The organism is Halomarina salina (assembly GCF_023074835.1).
Lineage (GTDB): Archaea > Halobacteriota > Halobacteria > Halobacteriales > Haloarculaceae > Halomarina > Halomarina salina.
Map to the genome: position 1 here is coordinate 195,325 of NZ_JALLGW010000003.1, position 17,509 is coordinate 212,833.

Here is a 17,509-nt window from a genome sequence, read left to right on the forward strand (position 1 = left end):
GCGTCGACCCAGGGTCATCACTGTCCTATCCCTGTTACTCGTAGCGTCGAGACGCGGGGCTGCTCGTCCTCTCACGTCTCGCGGGCGTCGTCGACCCATGCCGGACGGGCGACGGTCGTCTCACCGAGCCCGCCGAACCGGACGGTCGCAACGCCAGTCACCGTGACGTCGGTGTCGGCGAGAACTCCGACGAAGGCGACCCGGTACTGCCGGACGCGCCCGTCGGTCGTCAGCGAGGCGGTGAACGTCCAGTCCGAGAGGTCGCTGAGGCGCATCTCGGTCAGGTCGTCCGAGGGGGGTGCCGTCGTCGTCCGGAGCGTGACCGTGCCGTCCTCGGTATCGACGGTCGGGGCCGTCGCTGCCATGTACACGCCGGACAGCCGGTGAGCGCCCGTGAGCGAATCGGTCGGGACGCGGGGGACGGGCCCCGAGTACGTGGTCCGGTTCGGTCCACGGACGCGCTGGAAACTGTGTGTCCTGTTGTACCAGCCGTCGACCCGTGTCCCCGGAGCGATGTCGAAGCTCCGGTGGACGGAGTCGTACGTTCTGGTCACGAGCCATCGGTCGCGGGCCTCGCCGACTCGTCGGACGCGCGTCCGGTCGACCAGTACGGTCCCGTTCGCGAACTGCACCGACAGGGTCGCGACTTCGGTGAACGCGGACTCGGACAGCGCCGCGTCGTGAGCTGCCGCCAGGGCGATAGGGTCGGCGATTCCGTCCTCCGCGAGACCCGGAGGGAGGGTCGCCAGTGGGTCGTCGGTAGGGACGGGGGCTGGGGTCGGCGAGACAGACGACGCGGACTCCCGCGGTACGACGTCGCCACAGCCGGCGAGCACGAGCAGGACGGAGACGACGAGAACACCGGTGATCTGTACTCGCATGCGAGGCAGTCCACGCCCGTCTCGCAAATAACTGCGGGTCGACCTGCCGACACGCTCGGGTTGAGGTGAGTCGAAGCAGGGTACGTAGTCGCTGAGCTACGCAACGTAACGAACATAGCTCTGTTATACTAGACGCAGAACTCGCCCAGTCGGAACGGTTCGGAGAGTTCCGGAATCTTGAATGCTAACTCCTCACACGGGGGCGTCTCTCCAGCACGATATTCCAAAAAGCGACAGAAGCGGAACGTAATATCGTCGTTGTTAACCTAAACACGAGAATTACCTGCTGATGTTGGGGCCTCTGCGCGGTCGTTCGGGCTTTCATAATTGATGAACAGATTGGGTGGTATGCGGAATAGCATTTCACCTTTCGGGGGGGCGTGGTTCCACTATCGAGCGGCCCGGTTCGAGTTCTGGGTGACACGAGAGGAACGGGGTTCGGGGAGCGAGGGTGCTACGAGTAGGTGACGTTCAGTTCGATGACGTTGACCGCTTCGAGAACCCGATTCGGCAGTTCCTCGGTGAAGCGGTCGTCGCGGATGCGGTTCGAGGGGCCGGAGACGCTGATCGCGCCGAGGACGCGCCCGTTGTTGCTGAGGATTGGGGCGGCGACGCAGCGCAGTCCGGGCAGTCGCTCCTCGTCGTCGAACGCGACGCCGGTCTCGCGTATCTCCGCCAGTTCGGCCTCCAGTTCGTCCCGGTCGGTGATGGTCGTGGGCGTGAACCCCGTCAGCCCGTGCATCTCGACGATCTCGTCGACGCGTTCGTCGGGGAAGTGAGCCAGCATCGCCTTGCCGAGGGCCGTCCCGTGCAGCGAGACGCGGGTGCCGACGTGGGCTTCGACCTGGACCGCTCGCTCGCCGCGCGCCCGGTGGAGGTACGACCCGCGGCCGTGTTGCTCGACCATGAGGTTCGCCAGTTCGCCCGTGCGTTCGGCCAGGTCGTCGACCTCCGGTCGTGCGATCTCGTAGATGTCCATCTGGATGCGGGCGAACGCGCCGTACTCGAGGAACCGGATGCCGATGTGGTACGTCGAGCCCTCCTTGACGACGTACTCCTCCTGGACCAGCGTGCTCAGGTAGTTGTGGATGGTGCTCTTCGGCAGTCCGAGGTGTTCCGAGAGCTCAGAGACGCCTGCTCCGTTGAGCTGTTTCAGTGCGTCGAGTATCTCGAAGGCGTTCTCGACCGACTTCACGGCGTGTTTCGCCTGCTTCCCCATGCGTGCTCTTGAGGGAGCCGTCTATTGAAACATTTGTTTCGAAACCCGATACGATATTCAGGACTACTGAACGGGAGTTCCAGCGTAGTGCCGGGGGGCGTGCGTACCGCCATGGAGCGCCCAGACCATCGGGAGCGGCCGTCGTCGGCCCGGTCAGCCGACCGCCAAGGCTTTGACGGCCGCGGGTGAATCCGCGGCAGATGGCACTCGAACCGTACGACGACTGCTGGCTCCGGTACGGCGAGGTCGACGGGGCGTCGCTCCCGGAGTCGTATCGAACCTACTGCGCGAACGTCTACGCGTCCGTCGGAGCGCCCGAACTCGGCGCTGTCCGCGAGGAACTGCGGCGAGGAATCGACGGCCTGCTCGGGCGAGAACCCCACCTCTGGCAACATCCGCCCCGGTCGGCCGAGGGCTTCCTCGCGGTCGGGACGCCCGACGAGATGGAGGTCGTCCACGACTCGGTGGCGGTCGACGCCGTCGACTCGCTCGCCGACGGCGGGTTCCACCTGCGCACGACGGAGTGGGAGGGCTGCGACGTCCTCGTCCTCACCGCCCCCACCGACCGGGGACTCGTGTACGGGACGTTCCACCTCCTCCGGCACCTCTCGCTCGGCCGCTCCGTCGACGACCTGGACCTGTTCGAGGAGCCAGCGAACGCCGAGCGTCTCGTCAACCACTGGGACAACCCGTTCCGTCGGTCGATGGAGCGAGGGTACGCCGGCCAGTCGCTCTTCGACTTCGAGGCGTTGCCGAACCTCGACGACCGGTACGTCGACTACGCCCGCCTCCTCGCCTCGGTCGGAATCAACGGCGTCGTCCTCAACAACGTCAACACGGAGATTCCCGACCGCGAGAGCGCGAACCCCGCGATGAGCGAACTGGCGGGGTGGCGGTTGCTCGAATCGCGGTACCTGGAGGACCTGACCGGCCTCGCCGCCCTGTTCCGCAGGTACGGCATCCGCACCTACCTCTCGGTGAACTTCGGCGCGCCCGAGAAGGTGGGCGACCTCGAGACGTCAGACCCGACCGACGAGCGAGTCGAACGGTGGTGGGCGGAGAAGGCCGACGAGGTGTACGACCTGATACCCGACTTCGGCGGTTTCGTCGTCAAGGCCGACTCCGAGGGACAGCCGGGACCGTACAACTACGACGCCGACCACGTGGACGGGGCGAACGTCCTCGCGCGAGCGCTCGAACCGCACGGTGGCCGGGTCTGGTGGCGCGCGTTCGTCTACGGCTCGCACAGCGACCGGGCGGTCCAGCAGTACGAGACGTTCGAACCGCTCGACGGCGAGTTCCACGACAACGTAACGGTTCAGGTGAAGAACGGTCCCATCGACTTCCAGCCCCGCGAGCCGATATCGCCGGTGTTCGGGCAGATGCCAGACACCGACCTCGGCCTGGAGCTCCAGATAACCGGCGAGTACACCGGCCAACACGTCCACGCCTGCTACCACGTCCCGATGTGGAAGGAGGTGCTGGAGTTCGACACCGACCCGGAGGGCCACGGAAAGCGAGTGAAGGAGCTGTTCTCGGACCCCGGAACGGGACTGGCGGGCGTGGGCGGCCCCGGCGCGGACCCGAACTGGACCGGCCACTACCTCGCGCAGGCGAACCTCTACGGCTACGGCCGTCTCGCCTGGAACCCCGACCTCGACACCGCCACCATCACCGACGAGTGGGTCCGCCAGACGTTCGGCCACGACCCGGAGGTCGTCGAGACCGTCACCGACGTCATGCACGACAGCTGGCCCGCCGTCGTCGACTACACGACCGGCGGCCTCGGCCTCATGCACATGATGTACAACGGCGAGGCCCGCCTGGAGAACCACTACGACCCGAACCCCGAGGAGTGGCCGGGCTACCACGGCGCGTCCGAGGACGGCATCGGTGTGGACCGCAACGCTCGTGCGAACGGCTTCGCCCAGCAGTACCCCGACGCACTCGCCGACCGGTACGACGACCCCGAGACGTGCCCCGAGGAGTTGCTGCTGTTCTTCCACCACCTGCCCTGGGACCACGAACTCGACGACGGGCGGACGGTCGTCCAGACGCTGTACGACAACTGCTTCGCCGGCGTCGAACTGGCCGAGACGTTGCGGGAGCGCTGGCGTTCGCTCGACGGACGGGTCGACGAGAGGCGGTTCCGCCACGTCGCCGAGCGGTTCGACGAGCAGGTCGTCCAGGCCGAGCGGTGGGCCGAGACGCTGACCGCGTTCTTCTACGACCACTCGGGGGTTCCCGACGAGCTCGGGCGCGTCCCACGCGACGAGTGAGGGGGAGTTCCGGCCGACAGTGGGGCACGCGAGTCGTGTTCGGTGACCGGTCACGTCCGCTCGCCACCGCACAAGCTATTTGTCGGGGTTCTCCGAACCGAGGGTATGGACCCAACGTGGATGCTCCCGCCGCGTCCCGACCGTCGATGGACGCTCGCCCGGCAACTCGGTCTCTCGACGGCCGTCGTTCGATTCTGGGGGAAGACGGAGTGGTGGACGTACGACTCGCTGTTGCGGACCGCCAACCGGTTCGCCGACCACGGCCTCTCGCTCGACGTGGTCGAGGACCGACCGCCGATGACGAAGACCGTCCTCGGCGAGGACGGCCGCGACGAGGAGATTGCGACGGTCAAACGCCTCCTCCGGAACATGGGCGAGGTCGGCATCGGCGTCTACTCGTGGGTGTGGACGGAGAACCCGGTGGGCGTCCTCCGGACATCCGACGCGGTCCCACTACGTGGGGAGTCCCGGACCACGGCCTACGACCACGAGCAGTCGGAACGCGCCCCAGACCACCCGGTGGACATCACGGAGGCCGAACTGTGGGAGAACCTGGAGTACTTCCTCGACGAGGTGGTCCCGGTCGCGGAGGAGGCGGGGGTCGACCTCGCGCTCCACCCCGACGACCCGCCGGTGTCGCCCGTCCGTGGCGTGCCCCGGCTCGTCACCTCGGTCGAGAACGTCCAGCGCATCCTCGACCTTCACGACAGCCCGAACCACGGTCTCACGTTCTGTCAGGGGAACTTCTCGGCGATGGGTACCGACGTCCCGGAGACCATCCGCCGGTTCGGCGACCGCATCCACTTCGTCCACTTCCGGGACGTCGAGGGGACGCCCGAGCAGTTCGTCGAGACGTGGCACGAGGAGGGTCAGACCGACATGCTCGCGGCGATGCGGGCGTACCGGGAGGTGGGGTTCGACGGGCCGATACGCCCCGACCACGTCCCGCGGATGCTCGACGACGAGGACCGCGAGGGCGCGATGTCGGGGTACACCGACACGGGACGGCTGTTCGCCATCGGCTACATGAAAGGGCTGCTGGAGCAGACAGCTCCGTAGGTCGGTAGGTCGGGGGCGACTGTCGCCGCCGAACGCACGCTTATTATCGTCCGAGTCGCGACCCGAGGTAGTGGGACTCGCGAAGAACCCGATACGGCTACTGCTCCTCGGCATCGGCGCGGCCCTCGCGCGTCTGCACCTCGTCGCGCCGGAACGGGTGCACGAGACGACGGACCTCGCGTGGCCCCGCATCGTCACCGGTCTCGCCCGGATGTCGAAGAGCGTCGTCGACGTCGCGATGGTCGGTATCGCCGTCGGGCCGACGGCCATCGCCGGGATGGGGTTCGCCGGCCCGTACTGGGGGATGACGTTCGCCATCGGCGGCGGGATGGCGGCCGGGACCATCGCGCTCGTCTCCCAGCGCTACGGTGCGGAGGCGTACGACGGACTCGGACAGGTCGTCCGGTCGAGCGCGTTGCTCGTGACCGTCGTCGGCGTCCCCGTCGCGGCGCTGTTCTGGGTCGCCCCGGTCGAACTCATTGGTCTGTTGAGCGACGACCCCGCCGCCGTCGCGTACGGCGCGGACTACCTCCGCATCCTCTCGCTGGGCGTCCCCTTTGCTATCCTGAACCAGATCGGGAGTCGGGTGTTCGTCGGCGTCGACGACGCGTGGACGCCGATGGTCGTCCGCTCGGGCGGTGCCGTGACGAACGCCGCCCTCAACGCGGTCCTCGTCTTCGGGTTCGACATGGGCGTCGCCGGCGCAGCGCTCGGGACCGTCGTCGCCAGCGTCCTCGTGACGGCGGCGTTTGCAATCGGGCTCACCGCCGGGCGACTCCCCGGAATCGGTGCGCTCCCGATGACCGTCGACCCCGCGAGCCGGTACGTCGACCGGGGAACGCTCGCCGACCTCGTCTCCATCGGCCTGCCGGTCGTCGGCCGGAACTCCGTCTGGACGGTCGCCCGGTTCCCCATCCTCGCCTTCGTCGGACTGCTCGGTCCGAACGTCGTCGCCGCGTACGTCATCAGCCGACGTATCTGGGGGCTGATGAACACGCCCGGCTGGGGGTTCGGTCTCGCCGCGAGTAGCCTCGTCGGGCAGGCGCTCGGCGGCGACCACGAGGACGGCGCGGCGACGTACGGCCGCGAGATAACGTACTTCACGACCGCGACCTACCTGCTCGCGGCGGCCGTCGTGGCACTGTTCGCCGAACCCATCGTCCGCGGGTTCGTCGACGACCCGGCGTCCGGGACGGTCCCGGTGGCGGTCGGACTGGTGTACGCCGCCTGCGTCGCCGTCGTTCCACAGGGCGTCGGCCAGAGCGTCGCGGGCGCACTCGACTCGACGGGCGACACGCGGTGGCCGTTCTACGGGCGAGTAGTCGGGATGTTCGGTTTCGCCATCCCGCTCACGTACCTCGCCGCGACGGTCCCGTCGCTCGGGCTGTGGGGACTGTACCTGGCCTTCCTCGGCGAGAGCCTTCCGACCGCGCTCGTCACCGTTCACCGCTTCCGTTCGGGGCGGTGGCGAGCCATCAGCCGGACGTACCGACCGGGCGCTGCCGACGACTGACCGACGGTGCGGAGGTGCGCCATGGGACGGCTTCCGACACCCGGCCTACGTCGAGAGCGCCTCTCTGACCGCGCGGTAGGCGGGTTTCGGACGATTGCGCTCGTCGAACAGTAGCGGGTCGCCGGTGTAGCGCTCGGAGAAGTCCCTGAAGCTCCGAATCCACGAGCGCGCGTCGTCGACGCCCCACGTCACGAGTGTATCGACGCCCGTGTCGAGACACGCGTCGAGGACGTCTCCGTAGAACTCGGCCTGCCGTTCGAGGGCGTCGTCGGGTTCCTCGCCGGCGGGGAAGGCGACGTCCATCTCGGTCACCTGCACGTCGAGGCCGAGGGCCTGGAACCGTCGGACGTTCTCGGCGACGGAGTCGGGGTCGGGCCACTCCCCCAGCGCGTGCAACTGGAGCCCCACGCCGTCGAGGGGGACGCCCCGGTCGAGGAGTCGTTCGACGAGGTCGTAGACGGCGTCGGACTTCTCGTTGACCGCGTCCGCGCCGTAGTCGTTGTAGTAGAGGTCGGCGTCGGGGTTCACCTCGTTCGCCCACTCGAACGCCCGGTCGAGGTACTGTTCGCCCATCGCGTCGTACCAGACCGTCTCGCGCATCGTCCCGTCGTCGGCGACGGCCTCGTTGACGACGTCCCACGTCCCGACGCTCCGCCGGTACCGGCCGACGACCGTCTGGACGTGCTCGCGCAGGAACCGTCGGAGCTGGTCGTCGGTGTAATCCCACGGCTGGAACCACTCGGGCGTCTGGTTGTGCCAGACGAGCGTGTGACCGCGGACGGTCATGTCGTTGGCCCGCGCGAAGTTCACGAGAGCGTCCGCGTCGGTGAAGTCGTAGGTGTTCAGTGAGGGTCGGAGCGGCCCCATCTTCAGCGCGTTCTCGGGGGTGAGCGCGTTGAACTCGGTTCGTACGGTGTCCCGGTAGCTCACGTCGTCGCGAAGCGCTGCCGCGTCGACGGCCGTTCCGAGGTCGAACGCGCGACCGTCGGCTACCTCGCGGAGTGAATCCTGGTTCGACATCGTCCCGAGCGTCGCGTCGTGACGGAAAAAACGTACGGGCTCCGGTGAGGGTGGTTCCCCTTCGCGGTGGCGGGACGACCCTGCTCGGCCGCCATCTACTGTCGGTCACGCTGTATCGACGCGAACGATGCGCACGGATATCGACCCGACAGTTTAAAATGTGAACTACGGGCGCGTTCAGAATTAACGAACGACACAAGCGATAAATACCGGGCGGTCGAGGTGTCGGTAGCGGTACACTATGTCCGAGAAGCCCACCAGTCGACAGTACAGACGCCGGACCTACCTGCAGACCCTCGCGGCGCTGGGCGTCGGGGCGGCCGGGACGTCGGCCGTCGCGACCGCACAGTCCTCGTCCGACGACGCCTCCGGCGACGCCTACCACCGGACGCTCCGGAGCGACCTGACCGGCCGCGGCGGGAACAAGACGCTCCCGCCGGGGCAGTACGTCTACGGGGAGACCGAGGCGGCGACGATGGACGCCTTCTCCGTCGTCGGCGACGCGACGGCCACGACCACGGCCGTCGAGGACGACGCGGTCCCCATCACGACGGCGACCCGAATCGAGGTCGAGGACGCCCACGGCAGGCCGGGGGCCGTCTCGTACCGGGGTCCCGTCGAGGACCACTCGTTCAGCGCCGGGGACGTCCTCCTCGGCGTCGCCTACCTGCGGAGCGACAGCCGGAAGGCGCAGGTAGAGGCGAGGTTCGGTTACGACACCTCGACCCAAGAGGAGGACGGCGGGTCGGCGAAGGACCACGACGGCGGGTCGCCTGACAACGCCGTCCAGCGCTCCGCGCTCGTCGAACCGGGCGACACGTGGATGCGCTACTTCTTCCCCATAGAGGTCGGCGAGGCCCCCGGCTCGGACGCGACGCCTGTCTTCGAGTTCCTGCTCGGTTCCTGCGAGCAGACCGTCGAGGTCGCTGGCGTCGCGCTCATCGACTACAGCGACGCCGAGACGGTCCCCACGCTCGGGACGCTTCCGCCCTACGACTACGAGGGACGCGCGGAGGACGCCGAGTGGCGCGAAGCGGCCGAGGAGCGCATCGACGAGATCCGGAAGACGGACGTCGAGGTGACCGTCGTCGACAGTGATGGCGAGCCGGTTCCCCACGCATACGTCGACGTCGCCATGACCGAACACGCCTTCGACTTCGGGAGTGCGGTCGCCGTCCCGCGCGTCACCGGCGACAGCGAGGACGACGAGACGTACCGCGAGGTGTTCCTGGAGGAGTTCAACAAGGCCGTCGTCGAGAACGGGATGAAGTGGCCCGCCTGGGAGGGCGTCTGGGACATCTCGAACGAGGCGACCCGCGAGACGCTCGGCTGGCTCGACGACCACGACGTCCCGACGCGGGGCCACTACCTCCTCTGGGAGGAGTACGGCACCGACGGCGGTGGTGGGATGAACGTCGACTCGGGCCTCCCGGCCGACGAGGTCCGACAGACCATCACGGAGAAGATAGCGAACCACGGCGAACGGTTCGACGGACAGGTGACCGAGTGGGACATGCACAACCACCCCATCTGGCAGTCCGCCTTCCGCGACGACGAGGCGCTCGGCTGGGACGCCGTCGCCGAGTGGTGGGCGGCGGCCGACGACGCCACCGACGCCGAACTGTACACCAACGAGATGGGGGCCATCGGCGGGACCTGGCAGCAGGACCCGTACTACCAGTTCGTCCAGCGACTGGTCGAGGAGGACTACCCGATCGACGGTATCGGGTTCATGGGCCATCACCAGCAGCAGTGGGGCCAGCTGCTCGACGTGGACGAGTTACTGGCGGGACTCGACCGGTTCGGTGCGTTCGACCTCCCGTTGCTCGTCACCGAGTTCGACATCGAGATCATCAGTCGCCGGAACGCACAGGACGTCGACGTCCAGCGCGACTACACTCGGGACTTCCTGACGGCCGTGTTCAGCCACGAGGCCGTCGAGGGCGTCCTCTCGTGGGGGTTCTGGGCGGGCGACCACTGGCGACCGACCGGGGCGTACTACGACGAGGACTGGACGCTCCGACCGAACGGGGAGCAGTACCTCGACCTGGTGTTCGACGAGTGGTGGACCGAGGAGGTCGGCCGGACCGGACGAGACGGGACGTTCTCGACGCGCGGCTTCGAGGGCGACTACCACCTCGTCGCCAGCGACGGCCACCGCGTCGGGCACGCCGAGGCCACCTTCGACGACGAGAACGGGACCGTCGAGGTCGAACTCCGCCCGCTCTCCGAGGTGGCGACCGACGTGGACGGCGACGGCCGCACGGAGGACGTCGACGGCGACGGCGACGTCGACAACAGGGACGCCGGACTGTTCTTCAAGAACCTCCGCTCGGACGACGTGCAGGAGCACCCGGAGCAGTTCGACTTCGACGGCGACGGCGACCTCGACTTCCGGGACGTGGTCGCACTGTTCCGGGAGGCGAACTGAACGGCGAGACGGGGAGAAGAGAGCGGTCGTGGCTGTCGTCGCGACCGTTCAGACGGTCGTGACGTCGTTCGAGAGCCGGCCGATGTCCTCGATGCCGATGTCGACGACGTCGTCGTCGCGCAGGGTGAACCCCTCGTCGGGGACGAGGGCGGTCCCGGTGAGCAGCACCGAGAGGTCGGGGACGGCGTTGTGGTCGGTGTAGCAGTCGACGAGTTCGTGGACCGTCCGGACCATCTCGCCGGTGCTGGTCGTGTCCTCGTACATCGTCTCGCCGTCGCGCTGGATGGTCATCCACATCTCCAGGTCGTGCGGGTCGTCGAGCGACGACGCCGACCGGACGCAGGGGCCGATGGAACAACAGCGGTCGTACACCTTCGCCTGCGGGAGGTACAGCGGGTTCTCGCCCTCGATGGAGCGACTGCTCATGTCGTTGCCGACGGTGTAGCCGACGATGTCGCCCTTGTAGAGGACGACGCCGAGTTCCGGTTCGGGGACGTCCCACTCCGAGTCGTTCCGGATGCCGACGGCGTCGTCGGGGCCGACGAGGCGGTTCGGCGTCGCCTTCAGGAACACCTCCGGGCGGTCGGCCTCGTAGACGTCGAGGTACATCTCGGGTTTCGTGCTCTCCTCCTGTCGGGCCTTCTCGCTGATGTGGTAGGTGACGCCCGCCGCCCACACCTCGTCGGCGTGGACCGGTGTCTGCAGCGAGTCGGTCGCCGTCTCGGCGGACAGCGTCGGTGCGGAGTCGGTCAGGCGACTCGCAATCTCGTCGATGTCGGTGTCGGCGATAGACGCGGCGCGGGCGAGGTCACCGAACGCCTCGACGCTGGAGTTCGCGGCGGTCAGGTCGTAGACATCGCCGTCCGTCTCCAGGACGAGACGAGACGCTCCCTCCTCGCCGACTTGGTAGTAGCGCATATGACGAATCATCTGGATAGCCGGGCATATAGTTTTGGTATGGACCTCTCGGGTGTGAAACGGGGGATTCACCCGCTCTTCCCCCACGATTTATCGCCGACCCACGATGAACCGTACCATGGAGTACCGCAATCCGGTGGTCCCTGGCTGCCACCCGGACCCGACCGTCTGCCGGGTCGGTTCGACGTTCTACCTCGCGACGAGTTCCTTCGAGTACTTCCCGGGCGTCCCGCTCTACCGGAGCGATGACCTCGTCTCCTGGGACCGAATCGGTCACTGTCTGACCCGCGACGAACAGCTCGACCTCACCGACACTGCCGCTTCGGACGGCGTCTACGCGCCGACGCTCCGCCACCACGACGGGACGTTCTTCCTCGTCACGACCGACGTCTCGGGGACGGGGAACTTCCTCGTCACCGCCGACGACCCGGCGGGCGAGTGGTCGGACCCGATTTCGCTAGACGCGCCGGGGTTCGACCCGGACCTGTTCGTCGACGGCGAGACGGCCTACCTCACGTACGCCCACGGGTCGACGCTCCCCGAGACGACGATTCGGCAGGCAGAGGTGGACCTCGATACCGGCGCTGTCGGCGAGGAGCGAGAACTGTGGCAGGGTATCGAGGGGACGTTCAGCGAGGCACCACACCTCTACGAACGCGACGGTACCTACTACCTGCTCACCGCCGAGGGCGGGACCCACACGAACCACATGGTCGTCGCGGCCCGCAGCGACCACCCGACCGGTCCGTTCGAGGGCTGTCCCGACAACCCGGTGCTCTCCCATCGCGGCCACCCGATGGCGGACGTCAAGGCGACCGGCCACGGGGACCTGGTCCGAGCGCCCGACGGGTCGTGGTGGCTGGTGTTCCTCGGCGTCCGCCAGCACGGCGGCCACCCCGGCTGGCACCACCTCGGTCGCGAGACGTTCCTCGCCCCCGTCGAGTGGGAGGACGGCTGGCCGGTCGTCGACGGCGGTGACCCGGTGACCACGACGATGCAGGTCGAGTCGCTCCCCGGCGACGGGTCGCCCCCGGACGCGCCTGCCCCGGCGCGACCGACCCGGACGACGTTCGACGGCGACTCGCTCGACGGCGCGTTCGAGTACCGACGGAACCCGGACCGGTCGGCGTACTCGCTGGATGACGGGGACGGCCTGACGCTCCGTGGGCGGACCGAGCGACTCGGCCAGCACGGGGCGACGTTCGTCGGTCGGCGACAGGCCCACTTCGACTGCCGGACGTACGTGGACCTCGCGTTCGACCCCGAACCGGGCGAGGAGGCGGGTCTCGCGGCCGTGATGGACGAGCGCCACCGCTACGAGGTCGGGGTCACACGGAGCGACGGGACGACGAGCGTCGTCGTCCGCCGCAGAATCGGGAACGCCGCGGAGGTGGTCGCGGAGTCGCCCGTCAGCGGCGACGGCGACACCTGGCGACTCGCGGTCGACGCGACGACGGACAGCTACCGGTTCCTGTCCGGTGCCGACGACCCGACCGAACTGGCGACGCTCGCGACGCGGTATTTAGCGACGGAGGTGAGCGGAAGTTTCACCGGCGTCTACCTCGGGATGTACGCGACAAGCGGCGATGACGACCCGACGCCCGCCCGGTTCGAGCGGTTCGTCTACGAACCGACGGGCGAGTGAGAGCGGTCGCGTGCTCGGCGCTCAGTCGCCGTAGTCGACGACCGTCTCGACGCCGTCTCTGGTGATGCGGACGCGCTGGTTCGCGTCCACGTCCTCGAAGGTCCGTTCGGTGCCGTCGGGCCACGTCACGGCGATATCGACCGACTCGTGGCCGCCGACGCCGAGGTGCGAGACGCGGCTCTCCTGTGAGAGGAAGTCAGACTGGACCGTCTGCTGGACGACCGTCGAGTCGCTCCCGGTGGAGACGGTCACCTCAGCACCGTAGACTGTCGACCCGGCGTCGTCCGCGACGCGGAACTCGACGCTGTTGGCGGCCGCACCGACGTTCTCGTAGACGGTCACCTCGCCGTCGTACGGGGCGACGACGACGTCCCGGTCGCCGTCGCGGTCGTAGTCGAGCGAGACGAGGCCCCGACCGTCGTGCTCGGTCAGGTTGTGCGCCGAGGCGTCGCGGTTCTGGAAGCCGTCGCCGTCGCGTTCGAACAGCATCGGGTAGGTGTAGTGGGGGTCGTCGCGGTCGATCTGGACGACGTACTGGGTGGCGTGGATGAGGTCGCGGTCGCCGTCGTTGTCGAGGTCGGTCAGGCTCGCCGCCCAGCCCCAGCCACCCTCTCGGACGCCGTAGGACACCGCGGCGTCGCTGAGGTTGCCCGTCCCGTCGTTGAGCATCAGGGTGTTGCCCTTCGTCCGGCCGGACTTGAGGACGTAGCCGAACAGAAGTCTGAGTCGCTCATAGCGCTCCTCGTCCTCGACCTCCTCCAGCGGGAGGTAGATGTTCGTCGTGAACACGTCCTGTGCGCCGTCGCCGTTCACGTCCGCTATCTCGGAGGCCATCCCGTTGCGCGAGGTGTTGCCCTGCAGGACGCGCTCCGCGAAGGTGCCGTCGCCCTGGTTGACGTAGACGACGTCGGTGTTGTAGTCGTTCGCGACGTGGACGTCGGGCAGGCGGTCGCCGTTCAGGTCGACGAAACTCGCGGCGAGGCTCCACCGCGCGGCGTCGCTCAGTCCGGCGTCCTCGACGCGCTCGAACCCGTCGCCGGTGTTCTCGTAGAGGACGTTCGGGTGGCCGTTGTCCTCCTCGACGTACTTGTAGAGGCTGAAGTACCCCTCCGGCTTCCCGGTCGCCCAGTCACCCGACTGGTAGACGAGCAGGTCGGTGTCGCCGTCCCCGTCGTAGTCGTCGGCCGTCGCCCCCATCGGGTAGCTCAGGTTCCCGAGGTCGTGGCCCGACTCGGAGAACTGCCCCTCGTCGTTGTGCAGGAGCACCGGTTCGGCGTGCGACCGGAGCAACAGCAGGTCCTCCCAGCCGTCGCCGTCGTAGTCGACGAACAGCGCGCCCTTCACCGCCTCGCCGTAGGTCGAGAACTCCGCGACGCGTTCGAACTCGCCACCGGTGTTCCGGAACAGCGCCGGGTACTCGCCGCCGACGGCCAGCACGTCCTGCCAGCCGTCGCGGTCGTAGTCGGCAACGTAGACGCCGTCGTTGCCGTTGCCCGCCGCCCCGCCGTCGGTCTGGTAGTGCAGGCCGGAGGCGGCGGTCCGCTCGCGGAAGTCGATGCTGGTGTCGGGGGCACCGCTCGCACCCATACAGCCCGCGGCGACGACGAGGAGGGCGAGCAGCGCCGCGATGGCGGTGTGCCGACCTGTCCGCCCCGTCATCGCTCGCTCGGGAGGGCGCGGTCGGCGCGCGAGGGAACCAGGAACGTGCTCCGCGAGCGCGTCCCGAGGTAGTCGACGATGCCGTGGCGGTCGGCGGGGACGTCGACGTCGTACTGGTCGACGTCCATCGCGCGGCGCACCTCGACGAACTTGCGGGTGTCCGTCTGGATGGAGGAGAAGTTGAACGTCGAGCCGTCCACGTCGTCGGTGGCGACGCCCTCCGAGCGCCGGAGGATCTGGGTCTGGAAGTTCTCGTCGCGAGCCGAGGCGACCTTCTGGGCGTGGCCGACGATGCCGTGTTCCTCCGCCAGCGCCTCCAGGTCCTCGACGTTCTCCTCCGTGATGCCGCTGTGGTTGCCGAGCGCGTCGCCGATGTCGCCGACCTGTTCGGTGTCGTGGGCGGGGCAGTACATCTCCTTCAGTCGCTGCTCGTGGGGCTGGTCGTACCAGTCGTCGAGCTTCGTCTTCACGCGCGAGACGGCCAGCGTCGTGCCGCCCGCGAACGGCCCCTCGGTGAGCGTCGCCGTGTCCTCCGGCGGGAGGCTGTTGTCGAACCCCGCCCGGAACCCCATCGACAGCGGCGCGTCCTCGGGGATGTTCGGGTCGTCTATCTCCTGGGCAGGCCGGCCCTTCCCGAGGACGCCCGTCCGGCGCTCGGTCACCTCGAACACGCCCGTCAGGCGGGCGTCGACGGCGACGCCGTTGAGTTCCTCCTGCTCCGCGAACAGCGCTTGTTCGGCGGCGAGCAGGATGGAGGCGTAGTCGCTGTCGAGCAGCAGGAGGGCGTCGAAGTCGGCGGCCATCGCGGTGTCCTCGCCGAGTTCCGACAGGACGGTCTCCGGTCGCTGGAGTTCGGTCGGCACCTCGACGCCGACCCGGTCGAGGTAGCGCGGCGCGTAGCCGAGCATGAACAGCAGTCCGTTGTTGACACTCCCGCTTGTGTCGAGGCCGCTCCCCCACTGGAAGGCGCGTTCGAGGACCCGGAGCGCGTCCTCGACCTGCGTGCGTTCGTCGTCCGTCGGCGGCACCGACCCCTCGTAGGAGAGGCCGAGGAGCAACTGGTGCTGGCTCTGCGTCACCGTCCCGTGGACGCTGCGCACCAGGTAGTCGTCCCAGGCGTGCTGGCGGTCGGGGAGTTCGGATCGCTCCTCGACTCCCCTCGGGTACTCGGGCGGGTCGGGCGTCCCCTCGTCGGTCGAGCGCTCGGCCTCCTGGCAGGCGGCCAGCGCGCTCGCCCCACCGATAGCGAGCGCGGCCTTCACCAGTGACCGCCGTGAGAGTCCCCGGGCGTCGTCGGAGGTCATACCGAGAGTCTCACGCGGCCGACGACAAATCATTTATTATTAAAATCATGGCTCACCGACAGTTCACCAATCACGTTCGCAGAGACGCTCACCGTCTACGTAGTGAGTAGCTGGGTGGCCGACCCCGCACGTATTTACCCGACGGAACGTACGGTGCGCCCATGACCCCGGACACCTCGGACCCGCTCGACGGAGTCGATCCCGCGTCGGTCGTCGCGGCCGACGTCGACGACGCCGAACTGCGCGCTGCGCTCTCCCATTCGAACCCGCTCGTCCGGCAGCGGGGAGTCGAAGTCTGCGGGGCGCTCGCCGAGGACGACGTCGACGCCGTCCGTCGGTTCCTCGACGACGTCGCGGCGCTCACAGCGGACGAGCACGCCCCCGTCGCACTGCGGGCCGGCGCCGTCCTCGACACCGTCGCGGAGCGTGCTCCCGCGGTGCTCGACGGGCGACTCGGTCCCCTCGCGACCGCCGCCGGTTCGGACCTGGTGAACGTCCAGTCGCGGGCCGCGGGCCTGTTCGGCCGACTCGTCGTGGAGCACCCCGACCTGGTCGCCCCGCACGCTGACGGGCTCGTCGAGGCCATCCGCGCGACCGAACCCGACGAGACGGTGGCGGCGGTCGACGAGTTCGTGTCGGACTCGGCGACCCGCCAGACCATCCGTGAGCACGAGGAGGCCGAACGGCAGCGGCGAATCTCCGCGCGACGGACGCTGGTCAACGTCGTGGTCGCCGTCACGGAGGCCCGACCCGGCTCGTCGCTCGACATCGCGGGGGACCTCGTGACGCTACTGGACGACCCCGACGCGGCCGTCACGGGCGGCGCCGTCGACGCGCTCGGCGAACTCGTGGCGGCCGACCCCGACGCCGTCGCGCCGGTCGGAGACCGACTCGTCGACTGCCTCGACCATCCAGCGACGGTCGTCCGTGCGCGGGCCGTCAGGGCGCTCGGCCGTCTCGGGGACGATGCAGCCGTATCGGACCTGCGGCGCGTCGCGTCGGCAGAAGACGACGAGGACGTCAGAGAACTCGCGGAGGCGACCGCGAACTACCTGGCGGAGGAGGCCTGACCGGAGGCGGAGCGACCCGCTGGCCGGTTCACTCCGACATCGCTCGCTTCGTGCAGTACCAGTGTGTCACGCCGAAGAAGACGATGCCGCCGACCACGAGGACGGCGTCGATGACGAGGATGGGGAACGAGCGGTCGCCGGGTCGGACGAACAGTGCCGCGAGCGCGGTGAACAGGCCCATCGTGATGAGGAGGGCGAGCAACAGTCGCATCTGACGCCGTTGGGCGCAGACCGCGTCGAGCAGCACCGATCTCTTCGACATGTCGTACGGTCGGCAGACCGAGGCGAAAAGTGTAGTGGAAGTCGACCCGCCGACGCGTCCGGCCCCGCGTTCTGGTTCTCCTCCCCGCTAGCCCGTCGCTAGACGCGTGGTCGGTACCCACTGTCGAGCGGTGTCTGGGGCACGCTCACGTATGTTTCATAGACGTACATCGAATTATAATCCACAATGTTTATGCCGAAACTCACACACCCTTACAATGTTATGGCAAGCGACAGCGGTCGGTCCGAC

General features: G+C 68.3%; 13 protein-coding genes. 6 read left to right on the top strand and 7 right to left on the bottom strand.

Translation table 11 applies throughout. From position 1 onward, the window contains the following. Positions 1–71: 71 nt before the first annotated feature. Together MX571_RS20230 and MX571_RS20235 are read right to left on the bottom strand one after the other, a co-directional pair. The gene (locus MX571_RS20230) at positions 72–881 is read right to left on the bottom strand and encodes a hypothetical protein (RefSeq protein ID WP_247420780.1); all 810 of its coding nucleotides are present in this window, start codon (positions 879–881) and stop codon (positions 72–74) included. Positions 882–1,335: 454 nt separating this feature from the next. Further along, positions 1,336–2,100, bottom strand: coding sequence for an IclR family transcriptional regulator (locus tag MX571_RS20235; protein ID WP_247420783.1), 765 nt, complete (start codon positions 2,098–2,100; stop codon positions 1,336–1,338). 200 nt (positions 2,101–2,300) lie between these two features. Here MX571_RS20235 and MX571_RS20240 point away from each other — a divergent pair, with 200 nt between their 5' ends. The 3 genes from MX571_RS20240 (at position 2,301) to MX571_RS20250 (ending at position 6,951) form a co-directional block, all read left to right on the top strand. Then, entirely contained in the window at positions 2,301–4,379 is a 2,079-nt protein-coding gene (locus tag MX571_RS20240; RefSeq protein WP_247420785.1) for an alpha-glucuronidase family glycosyl hydrolase, read from the top strand. A gap of 105 nt (positions 4,380–4,484) precedes the next feature. Further along, positions 4,485–5,438, top strand: a complete 954-nt coding sequence (locus MX571_RS20245; RefSeq protein ID WP_247420788.1) for a mannonate dehydratase — start codon at positions 4,485–4,487, stop codon at positions 5,436–5,438. 70 nt (positions 5,439–5,508) lie between these two features. Beyond that, a complete protein-coding gene (locus tag MX571_RS20250; protein WP_247420792.1) occupies positions 5,509–6,951 on the top strand; it encodes an MATE family efflux transporter in 1,443 nt (480 codons plus the stop codon). A gap of 45 nt (positions 6,952–6,996) precedes the next feature. Here the strand turns inward: MX571_RS20250 and MX571_RS20255 are convergent, their stop codons facing one another. Then, a complete protein-coding gene (locus MX571_RS20255; RefSeq protein ID WP_247420795.1) occupies positions 6,997–7,971 on the bottom strand; it encodes an endo-1,4-beta-xylanase in 975 nt (324 codons plus the stop codon). A gap of 241 nt (positions 7,972–8,212) precedes the next feature. On the opposite strand from MX571_RS20255, the gene MX571_RS20260 reads away from it, so the two are divergent. Next, positions 8,213–10,402: an endo-1,4-beta-xylanase gene (locus MX571_RS20260; RefSeq protein WP_247420797.1), complete on the top strand. Its 2,190-nt coding sequence runs from the start codon at positions 8,213–8,215 to the stop codon at positions 10,400–10,402. A gap of 48 nt (positions 10,403–10,450) precedes the next feature. Here the strand turns inward: MX571_RS20260 and MX571_RS20265 are convergent, their stop codons facing one another. Then, positions 10,451–11,320 (bottom strand): fumarylacetoacetate hydrolase family protein, encoded by an 870-nt coding sequence (locus MX571_RS20265; protein WP_247420813.1) that lies wholly within the window; start codon positions 11,318–11,320, stop codon positions 10,451–10,453. 118 nt (positions 11,321–11,438) lie between these two features. On the opposite strand from MX571_RS20265, the gene MX571_RS20270 reads away from it, so the two are divergent. Further along, complete coding sequence (locus MX571_RS20270; RefSeq protein WP_247420815.1) at positions 11,439–12,965, top strand: glycoside hydrolase family 43 protein; 1,527 nt, start codon at positions 11,439–11,441, stop codon at positions 12,963–12,965. 21 nt (positions 12,966–12,986) lie between these two features. Here the strand turns inward: MX571_RS20270 and MX571_RS20275 are convergent, their stop codons facing one another. Then, the gene (locus MX571_RS20275; RefSeq protein WP_247420827.1) at positions 12,987–14,624 is read right to left on the bottom strand and encodes a CRTAC1 family protein; all 1,638 of its coding nucleotides are present in this window, start codon (positions 14,622–14,624) and stop codon (positions 12,987–12,989) included. Further along, complete coding sequence (locus tag MX571_RS20280; RefSeq protein ID WP_247420830.1) at positions 14,621–15,928, bottom strand: DUF7405 family protein; 1,308 nt, start codon at positions 15,926–15,928, stop codon at positions 14,621–14,623. The genes MX571_RS20275 and MX571_RS20280 overlap by 4 nt, the downstream gene beginning before the upstream one ends. Before the next feature lie 161 nt (positions 15,929–16,089). Between MX571_RS20280 and MX571_RS20285 the strand changes: the two genes are divergently transcribed. Further along, the gene (locus MX571_RS20285) at positions 16,090–16,998 is read left to right on the top strand and encodes a HEAT repeat domain-containing protein (protein ID WP_247420833.1); all 909 of its coding nucleotides are present in this window, start codon (positions 16,090–16,092) and stop codon (positions 16,996–16,998) included. Between the two features lie 28 nt (positions 16,999–17,026). On the opposite strand, the gene MX571_RS20290 is transcribed toward MX571_RS20285, so the two are convergent. Continuing rightward, positions 17,027–17,260, bottom strand: a complete 234-nt coding sequence (locus MX571_RS20290; protein WP_247420836.1) for a hypothetical protein — start codon at positions 17,258–17,260, stop codon at positions 17,027–17,029. Between the last annotated feature and the right edge of the window lie 249 nt (positions 17,261–17,509).

Excerpts from the sequence above, each read along its gene's own strand:
- MX571_RS20230 (WP_247420780.1), bottom strand. The coding sequence starts at position 881 with ATGCGAGTACAGATCACCGGTGTTCTCGTCGTCTCCGTCCTGCTCGTG.
- MX571_RS20235 (WP_247420783.1), bottom strand. The coding sequence starts at position 2,100 with ATGGGGAAGCAGGCGAAACACGCCGTGAAGTCGGTCGAGAACGCCTTC.
- MX571_RS20240 (WP_247420785.1), top strand. The coding sequence starts at position 2,301 with ATGGCACTCGAACCGTACGACGACTGCTGGCTCCGGTACGGCGAGGTC.
- MX571_RS20245 (WP_247420788.1), top strand. The coding sequence starts at position 4,485 with ATGGACCCAACGTGGATGCTCCCGCCGCGTCCCGACCGTCGATGGACG.
- MX571_RS20255 (WP_247420795.1), bottom strand. The coding sequence starts at position 7,971 with ATGTCGAACCAGGATTCACTCCGCGAGGTAGCCGACGGTCGCGCGTTC.
- MX571_RS20260 (WP_247420797.1), top strand. The coding sequence starts at position 8,213 with ATGTCCGAGAAGCCCACCAGTCGACAGTACAGACGCCGGACCTACCTG.
- MX571_RS20265 (WP_247420813.1), bottom strand. The coding sequence starts at position 11,320 with ATGCGCTACTACCAAGTCGGCGAGGAGGGAGCGTCTCGTCTCGTCCTG.
- MX571_RS20270 (WP_247420815.1), top strand. The coding sequence starts at position 11,439 with ATGGAGTACCGCAATCCGGTGGTCCCTGGCTGCCACCCGGACCCGACC.
- MX571_RS20275 (WP_247420827.1), bottom strand. The coding sequence starts at position 14,624 with ATGACGGGGCGGACAGGTCGGCACACCGCCATCGCGGCGCTGCTCGCC.
- MX571_RS20280 (WP_247420830.1), bottom strand. The coding sequence starts at position 15,928 with ATGACCTCCGACGACGCCCGGGGACTCTCACGGCGGTCACTGGTGAAG.
- MX571_RS20285 (WP_247420833.1), top strand. The coding sequence starts at position 16,090 with ATGACCCCGGACACCTCGGACCCGCTCGACGGAGTCGATCCCGCGTCG.
- MX571_RS20290 (WP_247420836.1), bottom strand. The coding sequence starts at position 17,260 with ATGTCGAAGAGATCGGTGCTGCTCGACGCGGTCTGCGCCCAACGGCGT.